Raw genomic sequence first — 17376 nt, forward strand, 5'->3', positions numbered from 1 at the left:
ATTGGAATGCTTATCTTTAGAACTTGAAATCAATTCATTACTATGCGAAAAATTTTATCATTAATCTGTTCTGTTGCAGTTGCGTCAGGTATTTCAGCACAGGTTACCAATTCCGAAACATCGCTTGTTGATTATGTAAACCCGTTAATGGGGAGTGATTCAAAAGTTGATTTATCTACTGGCAATACATATCCTGCTATTGGTTTGCCATGGGCAATGAATATGTGGACACCGCAAACCGGTCGCGATGGCGACGGTTGGCAATATACTTATACCGCCGATAAAATAAGAGGCTTTAAGCAAACGCATCAGCCATCGCCGTGGATGAACGATTACGGAGTGTTCTCGCTGATGCCCGTAACCGGAAAAGCCGTGTTTGACGAGAACGAAAGAGCAAGCTGGTTTTCGCACAAAACGGAAATTTCAAAACCTTATTATTACAGTGTTTATTTAGCCGACCAGGATGTAACTACTGAAATAGCGCCCACTTTGCGTGCGGCAATGTTCCGTTTTACATTTCCTAAAACAGACAGCGCTTTTGTTGTAATTGACGCTTTTCAAAGGCATTCTTTTGTAAAAATTATTCCCGAAAAAAATGAAATCATCGGTTATTCAACTTTCTATGCGCGCGGTCCGTTGAAGAATTTTAAAAACTATTTTGTTATCAAATTTGACAAGCCTTTTAAAAGTATCGGCACATGGAGCAATAAGGATTTGAACAGAGGCAGTTTGTCTGCCGACGATAAACACGTGGGTGCTATTGTTAATTTCGATTCGAAATACCGCGGCGAACAAGTAGTTGCAAAAGTTGCATCGTCGTTTATCAGTGCAGAACAAGCGGAACTCAATCTGAAAGAATTGGGTAATGATAATTTTGAGACTGTTGAACAGAAAGGAAAAGATATTTGGAATAAAACTTTAGGCAGCGTAAAAGTGGACGGTGGAACGATTGACCAGATGCGTACTTTCTATTCCTGTCTGTACAGAATGTTGTTTTTCCCGAATCGTTTGTATGAGGTAAATGCAGAAGGTAAAATAGTGCATTACAGTCCTTACGATGGACAGGTGCATGACGGTTATATGTTTGGCGGCACAGGTTTTTGGGATACTTTTCGCGCCTTGTATCCGTTCCTGAATTTAATGTATCCTTCCGTTGTCAAAGAGATGCAGGAAGGACTGGTAAACGATTACAAAGAAGGTGGCTGGCTGCCGGAATGGAGCAGTCCGGGCTATGCCGATATTATGGTGGGAAACAATTCTGCATCTATCGTTTCAGAAGCGTATATGAAAGGCTTGCGCGGTTATGACATCAATACTTTGTATGAAGCATTGTTGCATGATGCCAATAACGAAGGTCCGATGAGTGCCGTTGGTCGTAAAGGTGTTCGGTATTACAACACATTGGGTTATGTTCCTTACGATGTAGGTATTAACGAAAATGCGGCGCGTACACTCGAATATGCGTATGATGATTTTGCGATTTATCAATTGGCAAAAGTTTTGCATCGTCCACAGGCGGAAATCGATCTGTATGCAAAACGTTGCTTAAATTATAAAAATCTGTTCGACCCTTCACATAACCTGATGCGTGGAAAAAATAAAGACGGAAGCTGGAGCGCAAACTTTAATCCGTTCAAATGGGGCGATGCATTTACCGAAGGTAACAGTTGGCACTACTCGTGGAGCGTGTTTCATGATATGCAGGGATTAATCGACCTGATGGGAGGAAAGAAAACATTTGTGAACATGCTGGATTCTATTTTCAAAATGCCGCCAACATTTGACGACAGCTATTACGGCGGTGTGATTCACGAAATCCGTGAAATGCAAATTATGAATATGGGACAATATGCGCATGGCAACCAGCCGATTCAACACATGCTGTATTTGTATAACTATGCAGGCGAACCGTGGAAGTCGCAGTACTGGATTCGTGAAGCAATGAATAAACTATATAAAGCTACACCGGACGGTTATTGCGGAGATGAAGACAACGGGCAAACTTCGGCTTGGTATGTGTTTTCTGCATTAGGATTTTATTCAGTGTGTCCTGCCGTGCCGCAATATGTTTTGGGTGCCCCGTTATTTAAGAAAGTAACGCTGAATCTGGAAAATGGAAAAACATTTACCATTAGTGCGCCGGCAAACAGCGATGCAAACCGGTACGTAAAATCGGCAACGTTGAACGGAAAATCTTATGATAAGAATTTCATCAACCACTTTGATATTTTAAAAGGCGGAACATTTCAATTACAAATGAGCGATGTTCCGAACAAACAGAAAGGTATCAGTCCGGAAGATTATCCGTATTCCTTTTCAACGGATAAGAATAAGTAAATTTTGAACCATTAAGAAGTTAAGGAACATTAAACTTAATTTTCTTAATTCCTTAGTGGTTTCTTTTTATGGTAAGTACTCAAATTTTCTTAATTATTTTAAATTTTTAATTGTGCTGAAAAAAGTAATGTTCGTTTTTGGCGTGGTTTCATGCGCCTTAATATCCAATAATCTCAATGCGCAAAGGCATCGCAGAAGTTGGAATGATGTTGACCGTGCTGATGCCGTAAACATCGATTCAACTACGAAAGAAGGTTATACGCTCATCTTCATCAATCATGATTCGACATTTGATAAAGCGGTGGAAAAACACATGACGGAGGTGTTTTTCAAAGTATATCCCGAAGAAGCGAAAGAGTACAATCCGAACACGAGAAAGAAAGTCTTTATCATTATTGACCCGGCATACAAAGGCGTTGCGGCAACTGCTGGCAGCATAGTTCGTGTAAATCCTGAGTGGATGCACCAGCATCCCGAAGATGTGGATGTGGTTACACACGAAGTAATGCACATTGTGCAGTCATATCGCGGTGGCGCAGGTCCCGGCTGGATTACAGAAGGCATTGCAGATTTTGTACGCAATGAATACGGCGTAAATAATAAAGCTGCGGGTTGGTCGCTTACGCCTTTTAATAGTAAACAATCTTATACAAATGCGTATCGCATCACAGCACGTTTTCTTGTATGGATTGAGAAAAAATACGACAAAACCTTTGTACGCGAATTGAATGAAGCTATGCGCGAACATACTTATACGGATGATTTCTGGAAAAATAAAACAGGAAAAACGGTGGACGAGCTTTGGGCTGAATACGCTGCAAATCCTGCGATATAAAATAAGGGTGGGTGTTTTTATAATTTGAAATGGTCGGTAAATATTTATCGACCATTGTTTTTTTCCATATTTCAGTTTCAAAAAAATATCACGAGCTCCAAACAAATAATTATTGAGTTGGTCAGAATAATTACTCGGTCGTGTTGTAAATCCATCTTTCGCCGATTTTTCACGCCATGTTTATTGCTTGCGGAAGAAATGTAAGTGGTGTAATAAAACCTGCCGTGTAGTCCAAAGTTTGTGTAAAGGACATAGAACGAATTATTAACAGTTTTATGCAAAACAATAAAACTAAATTAGAGAAATAAAAATATTTGTTGAGAAATAATAATTCTGTTATGAAATTAAAATACTGCTTTTATTGGATAATATTTTTCACAAATTTAGCGTGGTCGCAGCCAGATATAAAAGTTAATTCAATTAATATTTTAACGAACAATAAAATAAGTCAATTATCAAATCTTGGTCAGGTTTGGGGTTTTCTAAAATATTATCATCCTGCTGTTTATTCAGGGGAATACGACTGGGATAGTAAACTGCTACAGGTTTTTCCACAAGTGTTGAATGCTAAAAATAATAACGATGCTTATGAAATAATTGAGCGCTGGGTCGATAGTTTAGGGACTGTACCTGCTTGTACAAATTGCAGTTTTATTCCTGTGAAAGATATTAAACTAAAAGCCGATTATGGTACCCTGTTTGATAAAAATAACTTGGCTGTTTCTTTGATGCGGAAGTTGAGATTCATTGCTGAGAACTATAATGCACCCGATTCGCAATATTATGTGGCAGCAGATAAAGAATATGGAGAGCTATTTATAAAAAATGAATCTGCTTATGAGAATGCTCGGATAAATGCGCCGATGAATTTTTTAGCATTGTATAGATTTTGGAACTATATTCAATATTTTTATCCTTATCGGCATTTAATTGGAAAGTCATGGACGCGCGTTTTAAATGAATTTATTCCTGTTTTTTACGGCATCAAGAATGATACAGACTACGTTATTGCTTGTACGAAAATGATTACTTCTATCAATGACAGTCATGGTTGTATCTCATTGTTGCCGCCTCGCTTTGGCAGTGCTCCTTTAGCAATACAACACCACAAGGCGATACCTGTGCAAACGAGTTTTATTGAAAACAAATGTGTCGTTACGGGCTATTATCAGGATTCATTAGAAATAAAAAATATACTTCATCGGGGAGATATTATTGATTCTATAAATGGAATATCAATTGATAGCGTGATTCAGAGATATTCTCCTTATATCCCTGCGTCCAATTATCCGACAAAATTAAGAGAATTGATTGCTCCAATGTTTAATGTTTTAAGAGGCGATGAAGATTCGATGACTCTGTATATTACGAGAAATAAACAATCTTTCAACCTTTGTCTTCCTTTGCTAACGGATTCACAGATTACTAAGGCTGCGTATTATACAAAAGATGTTGTGCATAAACCGGTATGTTCAGTTATCTCAAACAATATAGGCTATTTATGTCCACAAGATATGCAACTGAAAGATACTGCTGCAATTGAAAGGATGTTCGCTAATACGAAAGGTTTAATCATTGATTTAAGATATTATCCTACACCTTGGATAGTATATTTAATGTATTGGTTGGAAGCAGAAATTAAACCAATAGCAATTTATACTACGCCAACGCTTCAAAAGCCGGGAACAATTGTATATAAAGGTAACTTTGAAATGGATAGGCGTTCTACTGATTTTTATAAAAAAAGGGTTGTGATTATAGTCAATGAATGGACTCAAAGCAGGCAGGAGTTTGCCGCGATGATATTCAGAACGGCGAAAAATGCAGTTGTATTAGGCAGTAAAACTGCAGGTGCCGATGGTACTGTTTGTTCAATGCCTTTGCCTTATGGATTAAATTTACAGTTCACAAAATATGGCATAGAAAATCCCGATAGCACAGAAACGCAAAGAAAGGGAATCAAGATAGATATTCCGGTACAGCCAACAATCAAAGGCGTATTGGCAGGTAAGGATGAGCTGTTGGATAAAGCCATTGATATAATAGAAAACAAAAAATACAGCGCAGAATAATCTGTTAAATTAAAGTACTTTTGAATTAGAATGAGACAAAAAGACATTATCGCGTCCAACGAATCTATCGAAGTCATTGGTGCGCGCGAACACAATCTGAAAAATATCGACATCAACATCCCTAAAAACAAACTCGTTGTTTTTACGGGCGTCTCGGGTAGCGGAAAATCTTCGCTCGCGTTTGATACAATTTATAACGAAGGGCAACGCCGTTATATGGAAAGTTTCAGCGCGTATGCGCGGCAATTTATGGGCGATATGGAACGTCCCGACGTAGATAAAATTTCAGGATTAAGCCCTGTAATTTCCATTGAACAAAAAACCACGAACAGAAATCCACGTTCAACGGTTGGCACAGTTACGGAAGTGTATGATTTTCTGCGGTTGCTGTATGCGAGAATTGGCGAGGCTTTTAGCTACAACACAGGAAAAAAGATGGTCAAGTTTAGCGAGGAAGAAATTGTGGAAGATGTCTATAAAAAATTCTTCAATCAGAAGATAACCATTCTCGCGCCCATTGTTCGCGGGCGCAAAGGACATTACCGCGAACTGTTTGAAGAAACACGCAAGAAAGGTTTTCTCAAAGTGCGCGTAGATGGCGAAGTTCAGGACATTAAAGCCAATATGCAAGTGGACAGATACAAAATCCACGACATTGAAATTGTGATTGACAGGATACAGGTAACGAAAGAATTTAAGATTCGTTTGTCGCAAAGTGTTCAGCAGGCTTTGAAGTTGGGAAAAGATTTGGTATTCATTTTAAGCAATGATGACGATAAAGTTCAGCAATACTCTAAACAATTAGTTTGTGCCGATACGGGCATCAGTTATGAAGAGCCTTCGCCCAATTCTTTCTCGTTCAATTCACCGTACGGTGCGTGTCCTGTATGCAAAGGTTTGGGCGAAGTTTACGCGATTAGTCCGGATGAAATTTTACCGAACAAATCATTAAGCGTTAAAGACGGTGGCATTGCACCACTCGGCGAAGAGCGCAGCGCGAGCGTGTTTCAGCAGGTTGCACAGTTTGCCCGCAAACATAAAATAAGTTTGGATAAACCATTGAAAGATTTGAGTGAAGCGCAAATTGATTTGCTCTTGTTCGGCGACGGCAATGCAAAGCGCGAGTATGAAGTGGACACGGATGATGAAACTATTCCGCAAACATATACAGGCAGTTATGAAGGAATTGTGCCGATGCTGAAACGTTGGTTTTCTTCATCGGGAAGCACTGACCATTTGCGCGAATGGACGCAGAAATTCATGGAATTAAAAACCTGCACGGAATGTAACGGACAACGTTTGAAAAAAGAAAGCCTTTGGTTTAAAATCGATAAAAGAAATATTGCCGAGTTGAGTGAACTCGATTTGGATATTTTGATGAGTTGGTTTGTGGATATAGAAAAAAGATTGAGCGATAAACAAAACGCCATCGCAAAAGATATTCTCAAAGAGATTCGTGAGCGCTTGCAATTCTTATTAAATGTCGGCTTGACTTATCTTACAATGAATCGTCCTACACGAACTTTGAGCGGCGGCGAAAGCCAGCGCATCAGGCTTGCAACGCAGATAGGTTCACAGTTACAGGGCATTACGTATGTGTTGGATGAACCATCAATTGGGTTGCATCAAAGAGACAATCACCGGTTGATTTCGGCGTTGGAAAATCTGCGCAATATCGGCAACAGCGTTCTTGTTGTGGAGCATGATAAAGACATTATGCTGGCATCGGATTATCTCGTGGATATTGGTCCGCGTGCAGGCATTCACGGCGGCGAAATTGTTTTTGCCGGCACGCCGCACGAAGCGTTAAAAGCGAATACCAATACGGCGCAATACATCAGCGGAAAAAAGAAAATTGAGATACCAAAAACACGCAGAAAAGGCAACGGAAAATTCATCGAAATAAAAGGTGCAAAAGGCAATAACCTGCAAAACGTTTCCGTGAAATTTCCTTTGGGCGAATTGATTGTGGTTACAGGCGTTTCGGGTTCCGGAAAATCTACGTTGATTAATGAAACGCTGTATCCGATACTTTCGCAATATTGTTACAAATCAAAAACAAACCCGCTGGAATATAAGTCAGTAAAGGGTTTGGAGCATATTGATAAAGTAATAGAAATTGACCAATCGCCGATCGGTCGTACGCCGCGAAGTAATCCTGCGACGTATTGCGGCTTCTTTACGGACATTCGACAACTGTTTGCATCGTTGCCCGAAGCGAAGATTCGCGGCTATAATGCGGGAAGATTTTCTTTCAATGTAAAAGGCGGTCGCTGCGATGTTTGCGAAGGTGGCGGAATGCGTGTGATTGAAATGAATTTTTTGCCCGATGTATATGTACCTTGCGAAAAATGCAACGGTAAAAGATACAACCGCGAAACTTTGGAAATTCGTTACAAAGGAAAATCCATCAGCGATGTATTGAATATGACGGTGGATGAAGCTGTTGAATTTTTTCAACCTGTTCCGTCTTTATACAGAAAAATAAAAACGTTGCAGGATGTTGGTTTGGGTTATATCAGTCTCGGGCAATCGGCTGTAACATTGAGCGGCGGCGAAGCGCAGCGTGTAAAACTTTCAACCGAATTAGCAAAAAAAGATACGGGAAAGACTTTTTACATTCTTGACGAACCCACGACAGGACTGCATTTCAGCGACATTCAACATTTGCTGAACGTGGTGAATAAATTGGTTGACAGAGGAAATTCTGTTTTAATCATCGAGCATAATTTGGACGTGATAAAAGTTGCCGACCACATTATTGATTTAGGTCCCGAAGGCGGCAAAGGCGGCGGAAAAATTTTATTTGAAGGAACACCCGAAGAAATGCTGAAACATAAAACGAGCTTTACGGCGAAGTATTTGAAAGAGGAAATGAGCCTCCCCAACCCCTCCAAAGGAGGGGCTGATGAAGCGAAGATTTAAAGTTTTTTTGAAGCAAAAAGGCACAAAGAAGAAATAGGAACACGCTTGCAGGTCATTCCCGCGCAGACGGGAATCTAAAAAATCAAATAAAATTTTCGCAATGCAAAAGCAGAAACTGATTGAAAAGACAATAAATCCTTTAAAAGTTTTTATAAGAAAGCTGCAATTTTATACGGCTCTTCGGAATTTGTAATTCCGAAGTCTTATCGGTGGATTTGTAATCCGCAATTAATCTTGAAAAGATTTTGAGTAATGAGTTTTGCATACACTATAAAAGACCAGCACGCATTGTACTTTGTTACTTTTACTGTCCATCAGTGGGTGGATGTTTTTTCGCGTAAAGAATACCGGGATATATTGATAGAAAATTTGCGTTATTGCCAACATCATAAAGGACTGAAAATATATGCCTGGGTAATTATGGGCAATCACTGCCATTTGATTGTTCAAAGTGAGAAAGAAAAATTAAGTGATATTATCCGCGACTTTAAGAAATACACGGCAAAAACTATTTATCGTAGTATAGAAAATAATCCGGCAGAAAGCAGGAAAGAGTGGTTGTTAAAAACGCTTATGTTTAAAGAAAAAATTTGGTTTTGGGAAGAAGGCTATCATGGCGAAGAAATTTTCAGTGAAGCATTTTTTAAAACAAAAGCAATGTATATACACCAAAATCCTGTTCGGGCAGGTATTGTAGAAAAAGAAGAAGAATATTTGTATAGCAGCGCAGGAGATTTTTACGGTGTAAGAAAAGGTTTATTGGATGTAAGCGAGTATTAATGCAGGATTGCAAATCCTGTGATAGGGCTTCGGAATTGCAAATTCCGAAGAGCGAATTATTTGCATTTATAATAACACTTCTTATAGTCTCTATTGAATCTTTGCTCTATAATCGATTTTTATAAAAATAAACTATGAACATAAACTTTTGCTCTTCGGAACTTGTAATTCCGAAGCAATATCAGCGGATTTGTAATCCAAATAAAATCTAATCTATCGAGTTTTATTTCGTGTAATAAAAATCAATTAAAATGAACTTAGATTCTTTAAACGATTTACCCGATTGGGACGACGACCATTTTAAAAAATTTGACGATGCCGAAGGCGAAGAATGGAAGCCCAATCCCACGCGCGACGCGGCGAAAGCGTTGTACCAACAATGGCGGCAAGTAATGACGATGCTGCAAGGCGCACTGGATTCCGACGACTTCAAAGAAGACAACTCATTTGCTACGGAGCAATGCGCAATGGTTATGGGCGATGCCTTTGAAGTAGGCGCAAAAATCAGAAGTTCAGAAACAGGGAGTTTATATATTTTAAAAATGGAAAATGCAGCCGTCATTCGAAAGAATGCGCAGTTCGTTGCATCGTCATTGTTGAGTTTTGCTATGCAAAATTTGATTGAAGAAAAATATGCAGAAGCGATAAGAAGCGAGATTGATTCATTCAGAGAGTTATTCAAACAATGGGTTTCTACCTTTCAAAAAGACGAGTTTGAAGATGAATGGGGCTTGTTTATTTGATAAAGAAAACGCTGCTTTAATCCTTAAATTCAAATTCAAAATCCAATAAATTTTGAGGTGCTATATTTAATCCTTTGGCAAGTTCGACAAGTGTTAAAAGACGGATATTTACCTCGCCTTTTTCTATTTTACTGATGTCGCTATGGTCGATATTACAAAGCTGTGCCATTTTGCGGTAGCTCAAATTTTGGGCTTTTCTCCGCTGCTGAAGCACTTTGCCGAAAGCTTTCAGGAAATCTTCATTATCTACCACCATGTGCCGCTGCCGTTTGCTGCGGAGCAAGGTCTGTTTATTTATAAAAATTTTTGTGGGTAAATAAGCCCACATTATTCCTCTTGCATTAAATTTGCCCTTGTCGTAGGATTGGCTGTGGAGCACACATCGCATATATTGAAACTAACTTATACCCAAGGCGTTCGGTAAAATGAACGAACAGAATTTTAATCGTTTTCACTTCGATTATTTCTGGTTCAGGCTGATTACAAGATAGTTTACCTTAAAATAAACCATACGATTAACATGAAAAAAAGTGCGTTTGACCAATTATTTATTTTGCAAGAAATGCAAATCCAAGGTACTGTAAGCTTACCGCTTATCGAAAACAGATTTTACCTTGTCTATCTGGAAACATCCGATGCTGATGCTGCTTTTTCAGTAGAAACAATGAATATCTCGTCCCGTCTGGGCAGTAAAAATTTACTTGTATTTGATACAACTACGGGGTGTTGCCAGAAAGATATTGTGATTTCGACCACGTCGCAGGTCACGGCACATATTCTTTGTTATACCAGCACCAGAATTGGGTTGTCATACTATGGCAACGTAGTATTTTTAGAAGTATATTCAAAAGGAATACAGCTATACAGTTCAAATGACAATGCTATAGAGGAGCAGGATTTTGATATGGTAAAGCTGTATTTTACAGCTGCGGCTTATCTAGTGAATAAGAGCAGCGCATATACCCAATTCATGCCCATGCTTAATATTCTGAGTATTCTGGCGTGTATTAAAAGCTGGTATATGAATGCCGAGTCGCTTATCGCTGTAAAATTTTCTGAAGCAGGAGAAATAGCTTACCGCTATAATTCATTGCTGGACGAGCATTTTAAAAAAGAAATTGCCTTAAATTTTTATGTGAAACAGTTACAACTGAGGTCGTCCAGAGAGTTGTACGATGCCACACAGAAAATTTTCGGTGTTTCGCCCAAGCAAATGATGCAAAGAAAAGTAATATCCGAAGCACAAAAAATGTTGTTATTGTCCAATTTATCTATTAAAGAAATCGGGTATGAATTGGGCTTTTCAGAACCTACTAATTTCAACAAATTCTTTCAGAAGCATTGTAATATTTCGCCCAAAGGGTTTAGGGAAAAGGCTAAGCGGAACGAATTATGATTATTTTTTTTGTCGATTTCAGGGGCATTGTCAGAAATTGACCATAGAAATGATAAAATTAACCTTGCGGTAATATTTAACCCTGCGTAGCTTTGCACCCGCAAGTCGTAAAAAAACCGGCTTTTAAAAAATAACATGAAAAAGTTAATCAACAAAACCTTAGTGGCTGTAATTGCCACAACTGCAATCGGGGCTTTCACTAAAGCTTCTGCCCAAAATCAAGCAAACCCGGCTCAAGCAACAACAACATTGAATGTGCATTGTAAAGATTTCGCGTCTATCGGATTCGGCGATGGGAGCAACCAGGCGTCTTCTCCTACAAGTGCGGGAAGTGCTACTGATGTTGCTGATATCTTCCTTAACACATCACAGGATTATATTGATGTTGCTGGTGCAACAGGTAAAGCTGTAACAAGAACCAAAGAATTATTGGTAAGGTCTGCCGGCGCTTTTCAGGTTGATGCTAAAATTGCAGGAGACCTCGCGAACAGCGACAATAGTGTAGTAATTCCTGCGTCGGATGTGTTTATTAAAATTTACAATCCTTCAATTGCGGATGAAGGTGGTTATGTTACAACGCCAAATGGCGATGCAAACAATGCAAATGCGTCTTTTACCGGTGCAAATTCAACGCATGCGAATGTACTTTCCGGTTCGGCTACTTCAGGTACATTATTCGACGTAGATTACGGCATTAAAAACCTGGGCGCCGATTTAGCTGCTCAGTTGAATACTGTAGCAAACAGCACCGTTGTATATACTACAACTATACAGTACACATTGACTGCGCAGTAGTCTTACGCTGTATGGTACATCGTTTAGGAAAATAGAACAAGATTTTTCCTTGTCTAAGGAGAAAAATAAAAATTCCCGTTTTATAATTTATTGAAAAACAGGGGGTTTTTATTTTTCTTTTTAAAAAAAGCCTTAGATTTACAGTAAACATTGCTGTATGTCGAGGCTGCACACATGGGGTCTATTGCTGCTATGCTTATGTTTTTTGCATACAGTTAAAGCGCAACAGGCGGCTGTTGTAGCGCTGCGGGTAGTTTGCAAGCCGGTGCAGGGGTTAACATTCGACGATTCCAAACAATTACAAGCAAAACTTGATAATTACGCTTCAAACAACAATACGGGCATAGGTGGAGTTGCAGACAAAAAACATTTAAGCATATACAGCGCAGGGGCATTTGTGGTAAAGGCAAGTGCAAGTGTTGCGGACAGTTTGTCGAATTGCAGAGATAGCGCGGCGCGCGGAACAATTGTTTTGAACACATCTTTGTCTGAAGAAAAAAGAAGAACCGGATTTTTATGGCACGATGTTAATTTTCGAAAAGCCGTAAAATTGAAGATGCAGCATGGTGTTAGTAAAGATAAAGTCATCGTATCTTCTGCTGGCGGAACAGTATCTTCTTTTGATGTACTGTACGACGATTCTGCGCATAACGAAGAAAATAGGCAACAAGCACAACCACCGAAGGAACAGCATACAGCCATTCTATATACAATGGAACCCAACTGAATATTGCGCTCGAATGAGATTTTTTGAACAACCATATTTTATATGTTTTTTTATACACGAAAATCTGTTTTAACTTTAATTACAGCTTTTTTATGCCTGCTTTCGGTTAGGGGATTTTCCCAGTCGGTAGGCGTTACGGTTACGCCTTCAAGGTTGTACTTTGTACCGGGACAGTTAAGTGTTCAAAGAGTGTCTATTACCAATCCAAGCAATTACCGACCGCTGGAAATAGGTATTTCTATGTTTGACTGGAAGTACGACTCATTGGGAAGCAACGTGATTACAGGTATTGGTACGCTTAAAAATACGCTGGCAAATTATATCAAAGTTGCACAGGGAACATACTTTACCTTAAAGCCGGGCGAAACAAAAGATGTAGATGTTGTGTGCAATGTGCCTAAAGATGCCGATACGCTTTCATATCGAACCACGATGATGTATATCGCCCAGTTAAATCCGGGAAATGTAACAGATTCAAAAGGCGCTTCTTTTCGGGTAACGGTAAGAATAGGTATTAAACTATATCAGTCGTCCAATCCTTCTCCCGATGTAAATTTAGAAATAGGTAATTTGTATGCCGTAAAAGACAGTGGCATTACCCGTCAGGTAGCGCTGGTATTTGATAATACCGGCAACTTATGGACAAACGGGAAAATATCCTATGAATTGTTGAACAATAATACGGGAAAGAAGAGTAAAATGCCGGATGTGGAATTTTATACATTACCGGGAGACCACAGGACTGTATATGCAAAACTGCCCGATAATTTACCCAAAGGCGAATACACCCTTACAACTGTGCTGCGATACAACGACGGCAAAGGAATCAAAATAGCTGACTTGAAAATGGAATTATAATGAAACTCTTCAATAACCTTAGCATACCGAGCTTGATTTTGTTCATGTTTTTGAGCGGGTTGGTGTTGGTGCATGGACAAACTATTGATATGAATCGTGGCGGTCAGCTGCAGCTCACAACTCAGGCAATGGTAGATGCAGGTGGCACCGAACCAAACGATGTGGGTGTTTTATTTTCCAATGGGAATCTGGCAAATATTCCTGCACACTGGAAAATGAGTATCCAGGTAATAGGAGATATTCACGGAGATAACGGTGATAATGGCGCAAGCAGCAATGGCAACATTATTGCTCCGTCTTATTTTCAGCTTACTTTTAATCAGAGTAGTGCTAACCCAAATAATCCGGATATTGCGCAATTGGTTAATAATCAAAATTTTTTATTATCCAATGGCGAGATATTTGTGATTACAGATGCGCCCTATCCGATGGTACATTACGGATATTATATTTATCTGCCTTTTAATCTTACGGTATTGCCACACACTCCATTTGCCAATGTTACGCCGTACAGCGGTTCTAAATATTGGTTTCCCATCCGTGCAAGATTGTATTATACCGATGCAGGTGGCGTGCAACATGTAGAAACAAGAGACCTTACTACAAGTAATCAGGGAGATTTGCTGAGAGTGCTTTATAACTCGTCTGCCGCATCCAGCGTTTCCAACAGTATTCAACTGACCGCCGCCAATGCCGATTTATATTTTAATTCTACATCCGATTATATTAATGGTGTGCAGGTCACTTATCCTGATATACTTAAGGTGGTGTGTGCCGACCAAAATCAGAAAGTAGATGTAAAAGCAGGAAGCGATAACCTGACAGGTGCGGACAATTCATCGTTGCCCGTCAATATTGTACATATTGTTGCATCCAATAGCAGCTCCAATACAGGAAACGGTTACGGATTTAATGATGTTCAATTGTCAAGCACTTCTCAAACCCTTATTAATAACATTAACCAAACGGATGCTAATGGCATCTTATTTAATTTAAAATACTATATAAACGGTGGTAAAATTACGTCGCACACATCGGACCTTTATTCCACCGTATTGTATTTCTCCTTAGACCCGCAATGAAACAACCGACTCATTTATTGAGACGATTTTGCTGCCGCATAATGCTTTCGGCAGGGGTGTATCTTTTGTGCAGTTACAATGCTGCACTTGCCCAAATGCCTGCCAACACAATAGAATGCGGTTATGTGGATTCTGTAATAAATAATGAGTTTCAAACGTATATATCATCAACTATACACATTAAAAACAAAAGTACTGAGGAATGGAAGGGAAGAATTGTTTTTGAAGAAACTGATGATATTAAAGTCATGGGCGATAAAGTGTTAGATATAAACCTGTCTGCCGGACAGTCTTATTTTTCTCCCGTGCGATACTTTCTCGGCAAAAATGTAACGGCAGGCGAATATCATTTAAAAGCAGAAGTATATGATGCAGCCACAGGACAGAAGATAAATGAAGCAATGCTCACGTTGCACGTTGCCGCTAAAACAGATGTGCGCCTTGTTCCCGTAAAAGAAGCTGTAACGCTGCCGCAAAAAGGCGATACGCTGGATGTCGCCGTTAAGGTAAGCAATCTCGGAAACCGGCAGCAGCGCTTAACTATTGTATGGAGCTTGCCGCCGGACATTCGTTCCAAAGCATACAGCTGCGAAATAAACCTGAATGCATATTCCGATTCGGTATTGCATTTACAGTTGCCGGTTACAAAGAAAATGGCAAAGTATAATCTTTTCCGCATCAATGCCAAAGCCATTTTTGTTTCCTCAGGCGAGCTTGCTTCGCTGGCATCTGTGGCTGTACAAAAATTGGGAAGCAAAAAAATATATACCATAGGCGACGGTTCTAACCTGCGTGCAAACTCTCCAAACTATGTTTCTTTCAGCACCGAAGGCTTGGGCAATTCTTCCACCGCATATCATCTCCATTCGTTATGGTCGGGCTATGCAGGACCCGGAAAACTGAAATTTGAATTTGACGGCTATAAATGGAACCGCTCGCAATACGGTACGCAAATTTCCAATACATACCTTGATTATCAGGTAAAAGACGTGGGTGTAAGAGTCGGGAGTATTTTTGAAGGCGGCGAAGTAAATCTTAATGGAATAGGCGCAAAAATATATACAATAGATACGCTGAACAATGGAACGGTGCTGAGCAATTCGGTGGGCGCTGTAAATAAAAATTTTAACCTGGCTCAGTTGTCCAATACTACTTTTAATTACGGCAAATCGGCTTGGGCGGAAAGCGACTGGAAAAATAATGCACACGAATTTTCTTCTCAGATAGCTTACGACGAAGAACCTTTCTACAATACCAAGAGTGTTTTATGGACAAACAATTATACGCGAAAAATAAGCCGAGCATTTACTTATGGCGGAAAATTAGCGATAGGCGATACATGGCTGATTTCCGATAAATCGGTATCAAAAATGTCGGTAATGGCAAATGTGTTTATGCGTGCTGTCATAGGCAGAGGATTTTCTTTTTCCGGCGATAATTATTATTCCGGCCCGTATTATTCGGGTATGAGAAAAGGTGCGCAAAGCTTTAATGAGCGCATTTCCAAACAACTTGATAAATCAAATATGCTGTGGCTGGGCTTAAACTACAACGCTTATCAGCCCAAATATATGTTTCTGAATGACAGCATCAACGCCATTGATTACCAAAGTAAAATCATCACGGGCGAATTTGGATGGTCGGGCGAGCTGAAAAAAGTTGCAAGATTCAGCATTATACCTTCTGTGTATCATGAACAAAACAACCAGTATCTGATATACAATCGGAAACAATTAACAGAGATGAATTCGTTGAGAATGGGCACTACATGGGGCTTTTCATTCGGCAATCAGCTTTCAAGCAGTCTGCGTGTCGATGCCGGTTATAACCGGCATCTTTCGGGAAATGAACATTATATGTTCAGGTCAAGCGTGAGCATGAATTATCGTTTTTTAAATTTTTCCGCCACGCGCCAGTTAGGTCCGCAATACCTGTCGGATTTATTTCTTATTACCGATAGCACAGTCAGTAATAAAGTTTCGCGTACGCAATTCTCTTTTGGCGGCAACAAATCGTTTCTGAACAATGCTATGAATGTTTCGCTTAATTGTTTTTATGACAACGAATCTTATACAAAAAATGTAATGCTCAACGGGCAGTTAGGCTACCAGTCCTATGCGGCAAGATATTGGGTAAATGTAATGCTGATGGACAATCCCAATTATCATATTACCAAGAATTTCCAAGTAGGCATTACATATATGCTTGGTGCAACCAATCCGCTTACGGTTAACAATAAATCGTCGTTATATGTAAAAGTCAATCAGGTGTCCGGTAAAGCAAATACTTCCTCGCCTGCAACGGACTATGTAGTGTTGATTAACAAAGAAATGCTGGTAACGGATAATGCCGGAAATATTGCTTATACCAAGTTACCCGCAGGCGATTATGTAATTAAATGTTTGCCGCAATCGGGCTGGATGGCAGAAGACCAGACTATCCATCTGGCATACAAACAAACGCAAAAGATAACCATCAGCCTTGTACAGACTTCAAAATTATCGGGGCATCTGTCCATTACGAAAGACCCGGTAAAAGCTTATCCTGTTTCCGACGATTCATCTGCCAGAAGTATTGTAGCCATAGATGAAAACGGGAAGCAATTCTATACGAAAACAGACCAGTCGGGCGATTATTCTTTCTATTTGCCGGAAGGAACATACAGCATTTCTGTTGCAGACCTACCGGCAGAAATGGAAGTGCAAAGTGCGCCCGGAAAAGAAACCGTAACGATGAACCATGAAATATCCGGTGTGGACTTTAAACTGCATATCAAGTCGAGAAATATCGAAACGAAACACTTTGGAGGATAGTGTTATGTAATTC

13 protein-coding genes are annotated in these 17376 nt (G+C 39.6%); 12 read left to right on the forward strand and 1 reads right to left on the reverse strand.

Features of this window, described 5'->3' with window-relative positions:
- Positions 1 to 42 precede the first annotated feature (42 nt).
- From A9P82_RS12780 to A9P82_RS12805, 6 genes are all read left to right on the forward strand, one after another.
- The gene (locus tag A9P82_RS12780) at positions 43 to 2337 is read left to right on the forward strand and encodes a GH92 family glycosyl hydrolase (protein ID WP_066208420.1); all 2295 of its coding nucleotides are present in this window, start codon (positions 43 to 45) and stop codon (positions 2335 to 2337) included.
- Between the two features lie 112 nt (positions 2338 to 2449).
- On the forward strand, positions 2450 to 3172 hold the full coding sequence (locus tag A9P82_RS12785; protein WP_231891159.1) for a basic secretory family protein: 723 nt from the start codon (positions 2450 to 2452) through the stop codon (positions 3170 to 3172).
- Between the two features lie 317 nt (positions 3173 to 3489).
- On the forward strand, positions 3490 to 5244 hold the full coding sequence (locus A9P82_RS12790) for a S41 family peptidase (protein ID WP_156522688.1): 1755 nt from the start codon (positions 3490 to 3492) through the stop codon (positions 5242 to 5244).
- Between the two features lie 30 nt (positions 5245 to 5274).
- Positions 5275 to 8169: an excinuclease ABC subunit UvrA gene (uvrA, locus tag A9P82_RS12795; protein WP_066208424.1), complete on the forward strand. Its 2895-nt coding sequence runs from the start codon at positions 5275 to 5277 to the stop codon at positions 8167 to 8169.
- Between the two features lie 252 nt (positions 8170 to 8421).
- Positions 8422 to 8949 carry an REP-associated tyrosine transposase gene (locus A9P82_RS12800; RefSeq protein WP_066208426.1) on the forward strand — a complete coding sequence of 176 codons (528 nt, stop codon included), beginning with the start codon at positions 8422 to 8424 and terminating at the stop codon, positions 8947 to 8949.
- 251 nt (positions 8950 to 9200) lie between these two features.
- Positions 9201 to 9692, forward strand: a complete 492-nt coding sequence (locus A9P82_RS12805) for a hypothetical protein (protein WP_066208428.1) — start codon at positions 9201 to 9203, stop codon at positions 9690 to 9692.
- Positions 9693 to 9708: 16 nt separating this feature from the next.
- On the opposite strand, the gene A9P82_RS12810 is transcribed toward A9P82_RS12805, so the two are convergent.
- Positions 9709 to 10020: a helix-turn-helix domain-containing protein gene (locus A9P82_RS12810; protein ID WP_197492172.1), complete on the reverse strand. Its 312-nt coding sequence runs from the start codon at positions 10018 to 10020 to the stop codon at positions 9709 to 9711.
- A 192-nt stretch (positions 10021 to 10212) separates the two neighbouring features.
- On the opposite strand from A9P82_RS12810, the gene A9P82_RS12815 reads away from it, so the two are divergent.
- The 6 genes from A9P82_RS12815 (at position 10213) to A9P82_RS12840 (ending at position 17363) form a co-directional block, all read left to right on the forward strand.
- Entirely contained in the window at positions 10213 to 11088 is an 876-nt protein-coding gene (locus A9P82_RS12815; protein WP_066208430.1) for a helix-turn-helix domain-containing protein, read from the forward strand.
- A gap of 135 nt (positions 11089 to 11223) precedes the next feature.
- Positions 11224 to 11883 carry a hypothetical protein gene (locus A9P82_RS12820; RefSeq protein ID WP_066208433.1) on the forward strand — a complete coding sequence of 220 codons (660 nt, stop codon included), beginning with the start codon at positions 11224 to 11226 and terminating at the stop codon, positions 11881 to 11883.
- Positions 11884 to 12040: 157 nt separating this feature from the next.
- On the forward strand, positions 12041 to 12610 hold the full coding sequence (locus A9P82_RS12825) for a hypothetical protein (protein ID WP_156522689.1): 570 nt from the start codon (positions 12041 to 12043) through the stop codon (positions 12608 to 12610).
- 42 nt (positions 12611 to 12652) lie between these two features.
- Positions 12653 to 13468, forward strand: coding sequence for a fimbrial biogenesis chaperone (locus A9P82_RS12830; protein WP_066208437.1), 816 nt, complete (start codon positions 12653 to 12655; stop codon positions 13466 to 13468).
- Entirely contained in the window at positions 13468 to 14550 is a 1083-nt protein-coding gene (locus tag A9P82_RS12835; protein WP_156522690.1) for a hypothetical protein, read from the forward strand. Before A9P82_RS12830 ends, A9P82_RS12835 begins: the two co-directional genes overlap by 1 nt.
- 41 nt (positions 14551 to 14591) lie before the next feature.
- Positions 14592 to 17363: a carboxypeptidase-like regulatory domain-containing protein gene (locus tag A9P82_RS12840; protein ID WP_066208441.1), complete on the forward strand. Its 2772-nt coding sequence runs from the start codon at positions 14592 to 14594 to the stop codon at positions 17361 to 17363.
- The last annotated feature ends 13 nt before the right edge of the window (positions 17364 to 17376 follow it).

It is taken from the genome of Arachidicoccus sp. BS20, from assembly GCF_001659705.1.
Classification (GTDB): domain Bacteria; phylum Bacteroidota; class Bacteroidia; order Chitinophagales; family Chitinophagaceae; genus Arachidicoccus.

Coding starts and splice junctions, on each gene's coding strand:
- A9P82_RS12830 (WP_066208437.1), top strand. CDS start 12,653: ATGTTTTTTTATACACGAAAATCTGTTTTAACTTTAATTACAGCTTTT.
- A9P82_RS12820 (WP_066208433.1), top strand. CDS start 11,224: ATGAAAAAGTTAATCAACAAAACCTTAGTGGCTGTAATTGCCACAACT.
- A9P82_RS12815 (WP_066208430.1), top strand. CDS start 10,213: ATGAAAAAAAGTGCGTTTGACCAATTATTTATTTTGCAAGAAATGCAA.
- A9P82_RS12810 (WP_197492172.1), bottom strand. CDS start 10,020: ATGTGGGCTTATTTACCCACAAAAATTTTTATAAATAAACAGACCTTG.
- A9P82_RS12840 (WP_066208441.1), top strand. CDS start 14,592: ATGCTTTCGGCAGGGGTGTATCTTTTGTGCAGTTACAATGCTGCACTT.
- A9P82_RS12835 (WP_156522690.1), top strand. CDS start 13,468: ATGAAACTCTTCAATAACCTTAGCATACCGAGCTTGATTTTGTTCATG.
- A9P82_RS12800 (WP_066208426.1), top strand. CDS start 8,422: ATGAGTTTTGCATACACTATAAAAGACCAGCACGCATTGTACTTTGTT.
- A9P82_RS12805 (WP_066208428.1), top strand. CDS start 9,201: ATGAACTTAGATTCTTTAAACGATTTACCCGATTGGGACGACGACCAT.
- uvrA (WP_066208424.1), top strand. CDS start 5,275: ATGAGACAAAAAGACATTATCGCGTCCAACGAATCTATCGAAGTCATT.
- A9P82_RS12825 (WP_156522689.1), top strand. CDS start 12,041: ATGTCGAGGCTGCACACATGGGGTCTATTGCTGCTATGCTTATGTTTT.
- A9P82_RS12780 (WP_066208420.1), top strand. CDS start 43: ATGCGAAAAATTTTATCATTAATCTGTTCTGTTGCAGTTGCGTCAGGT.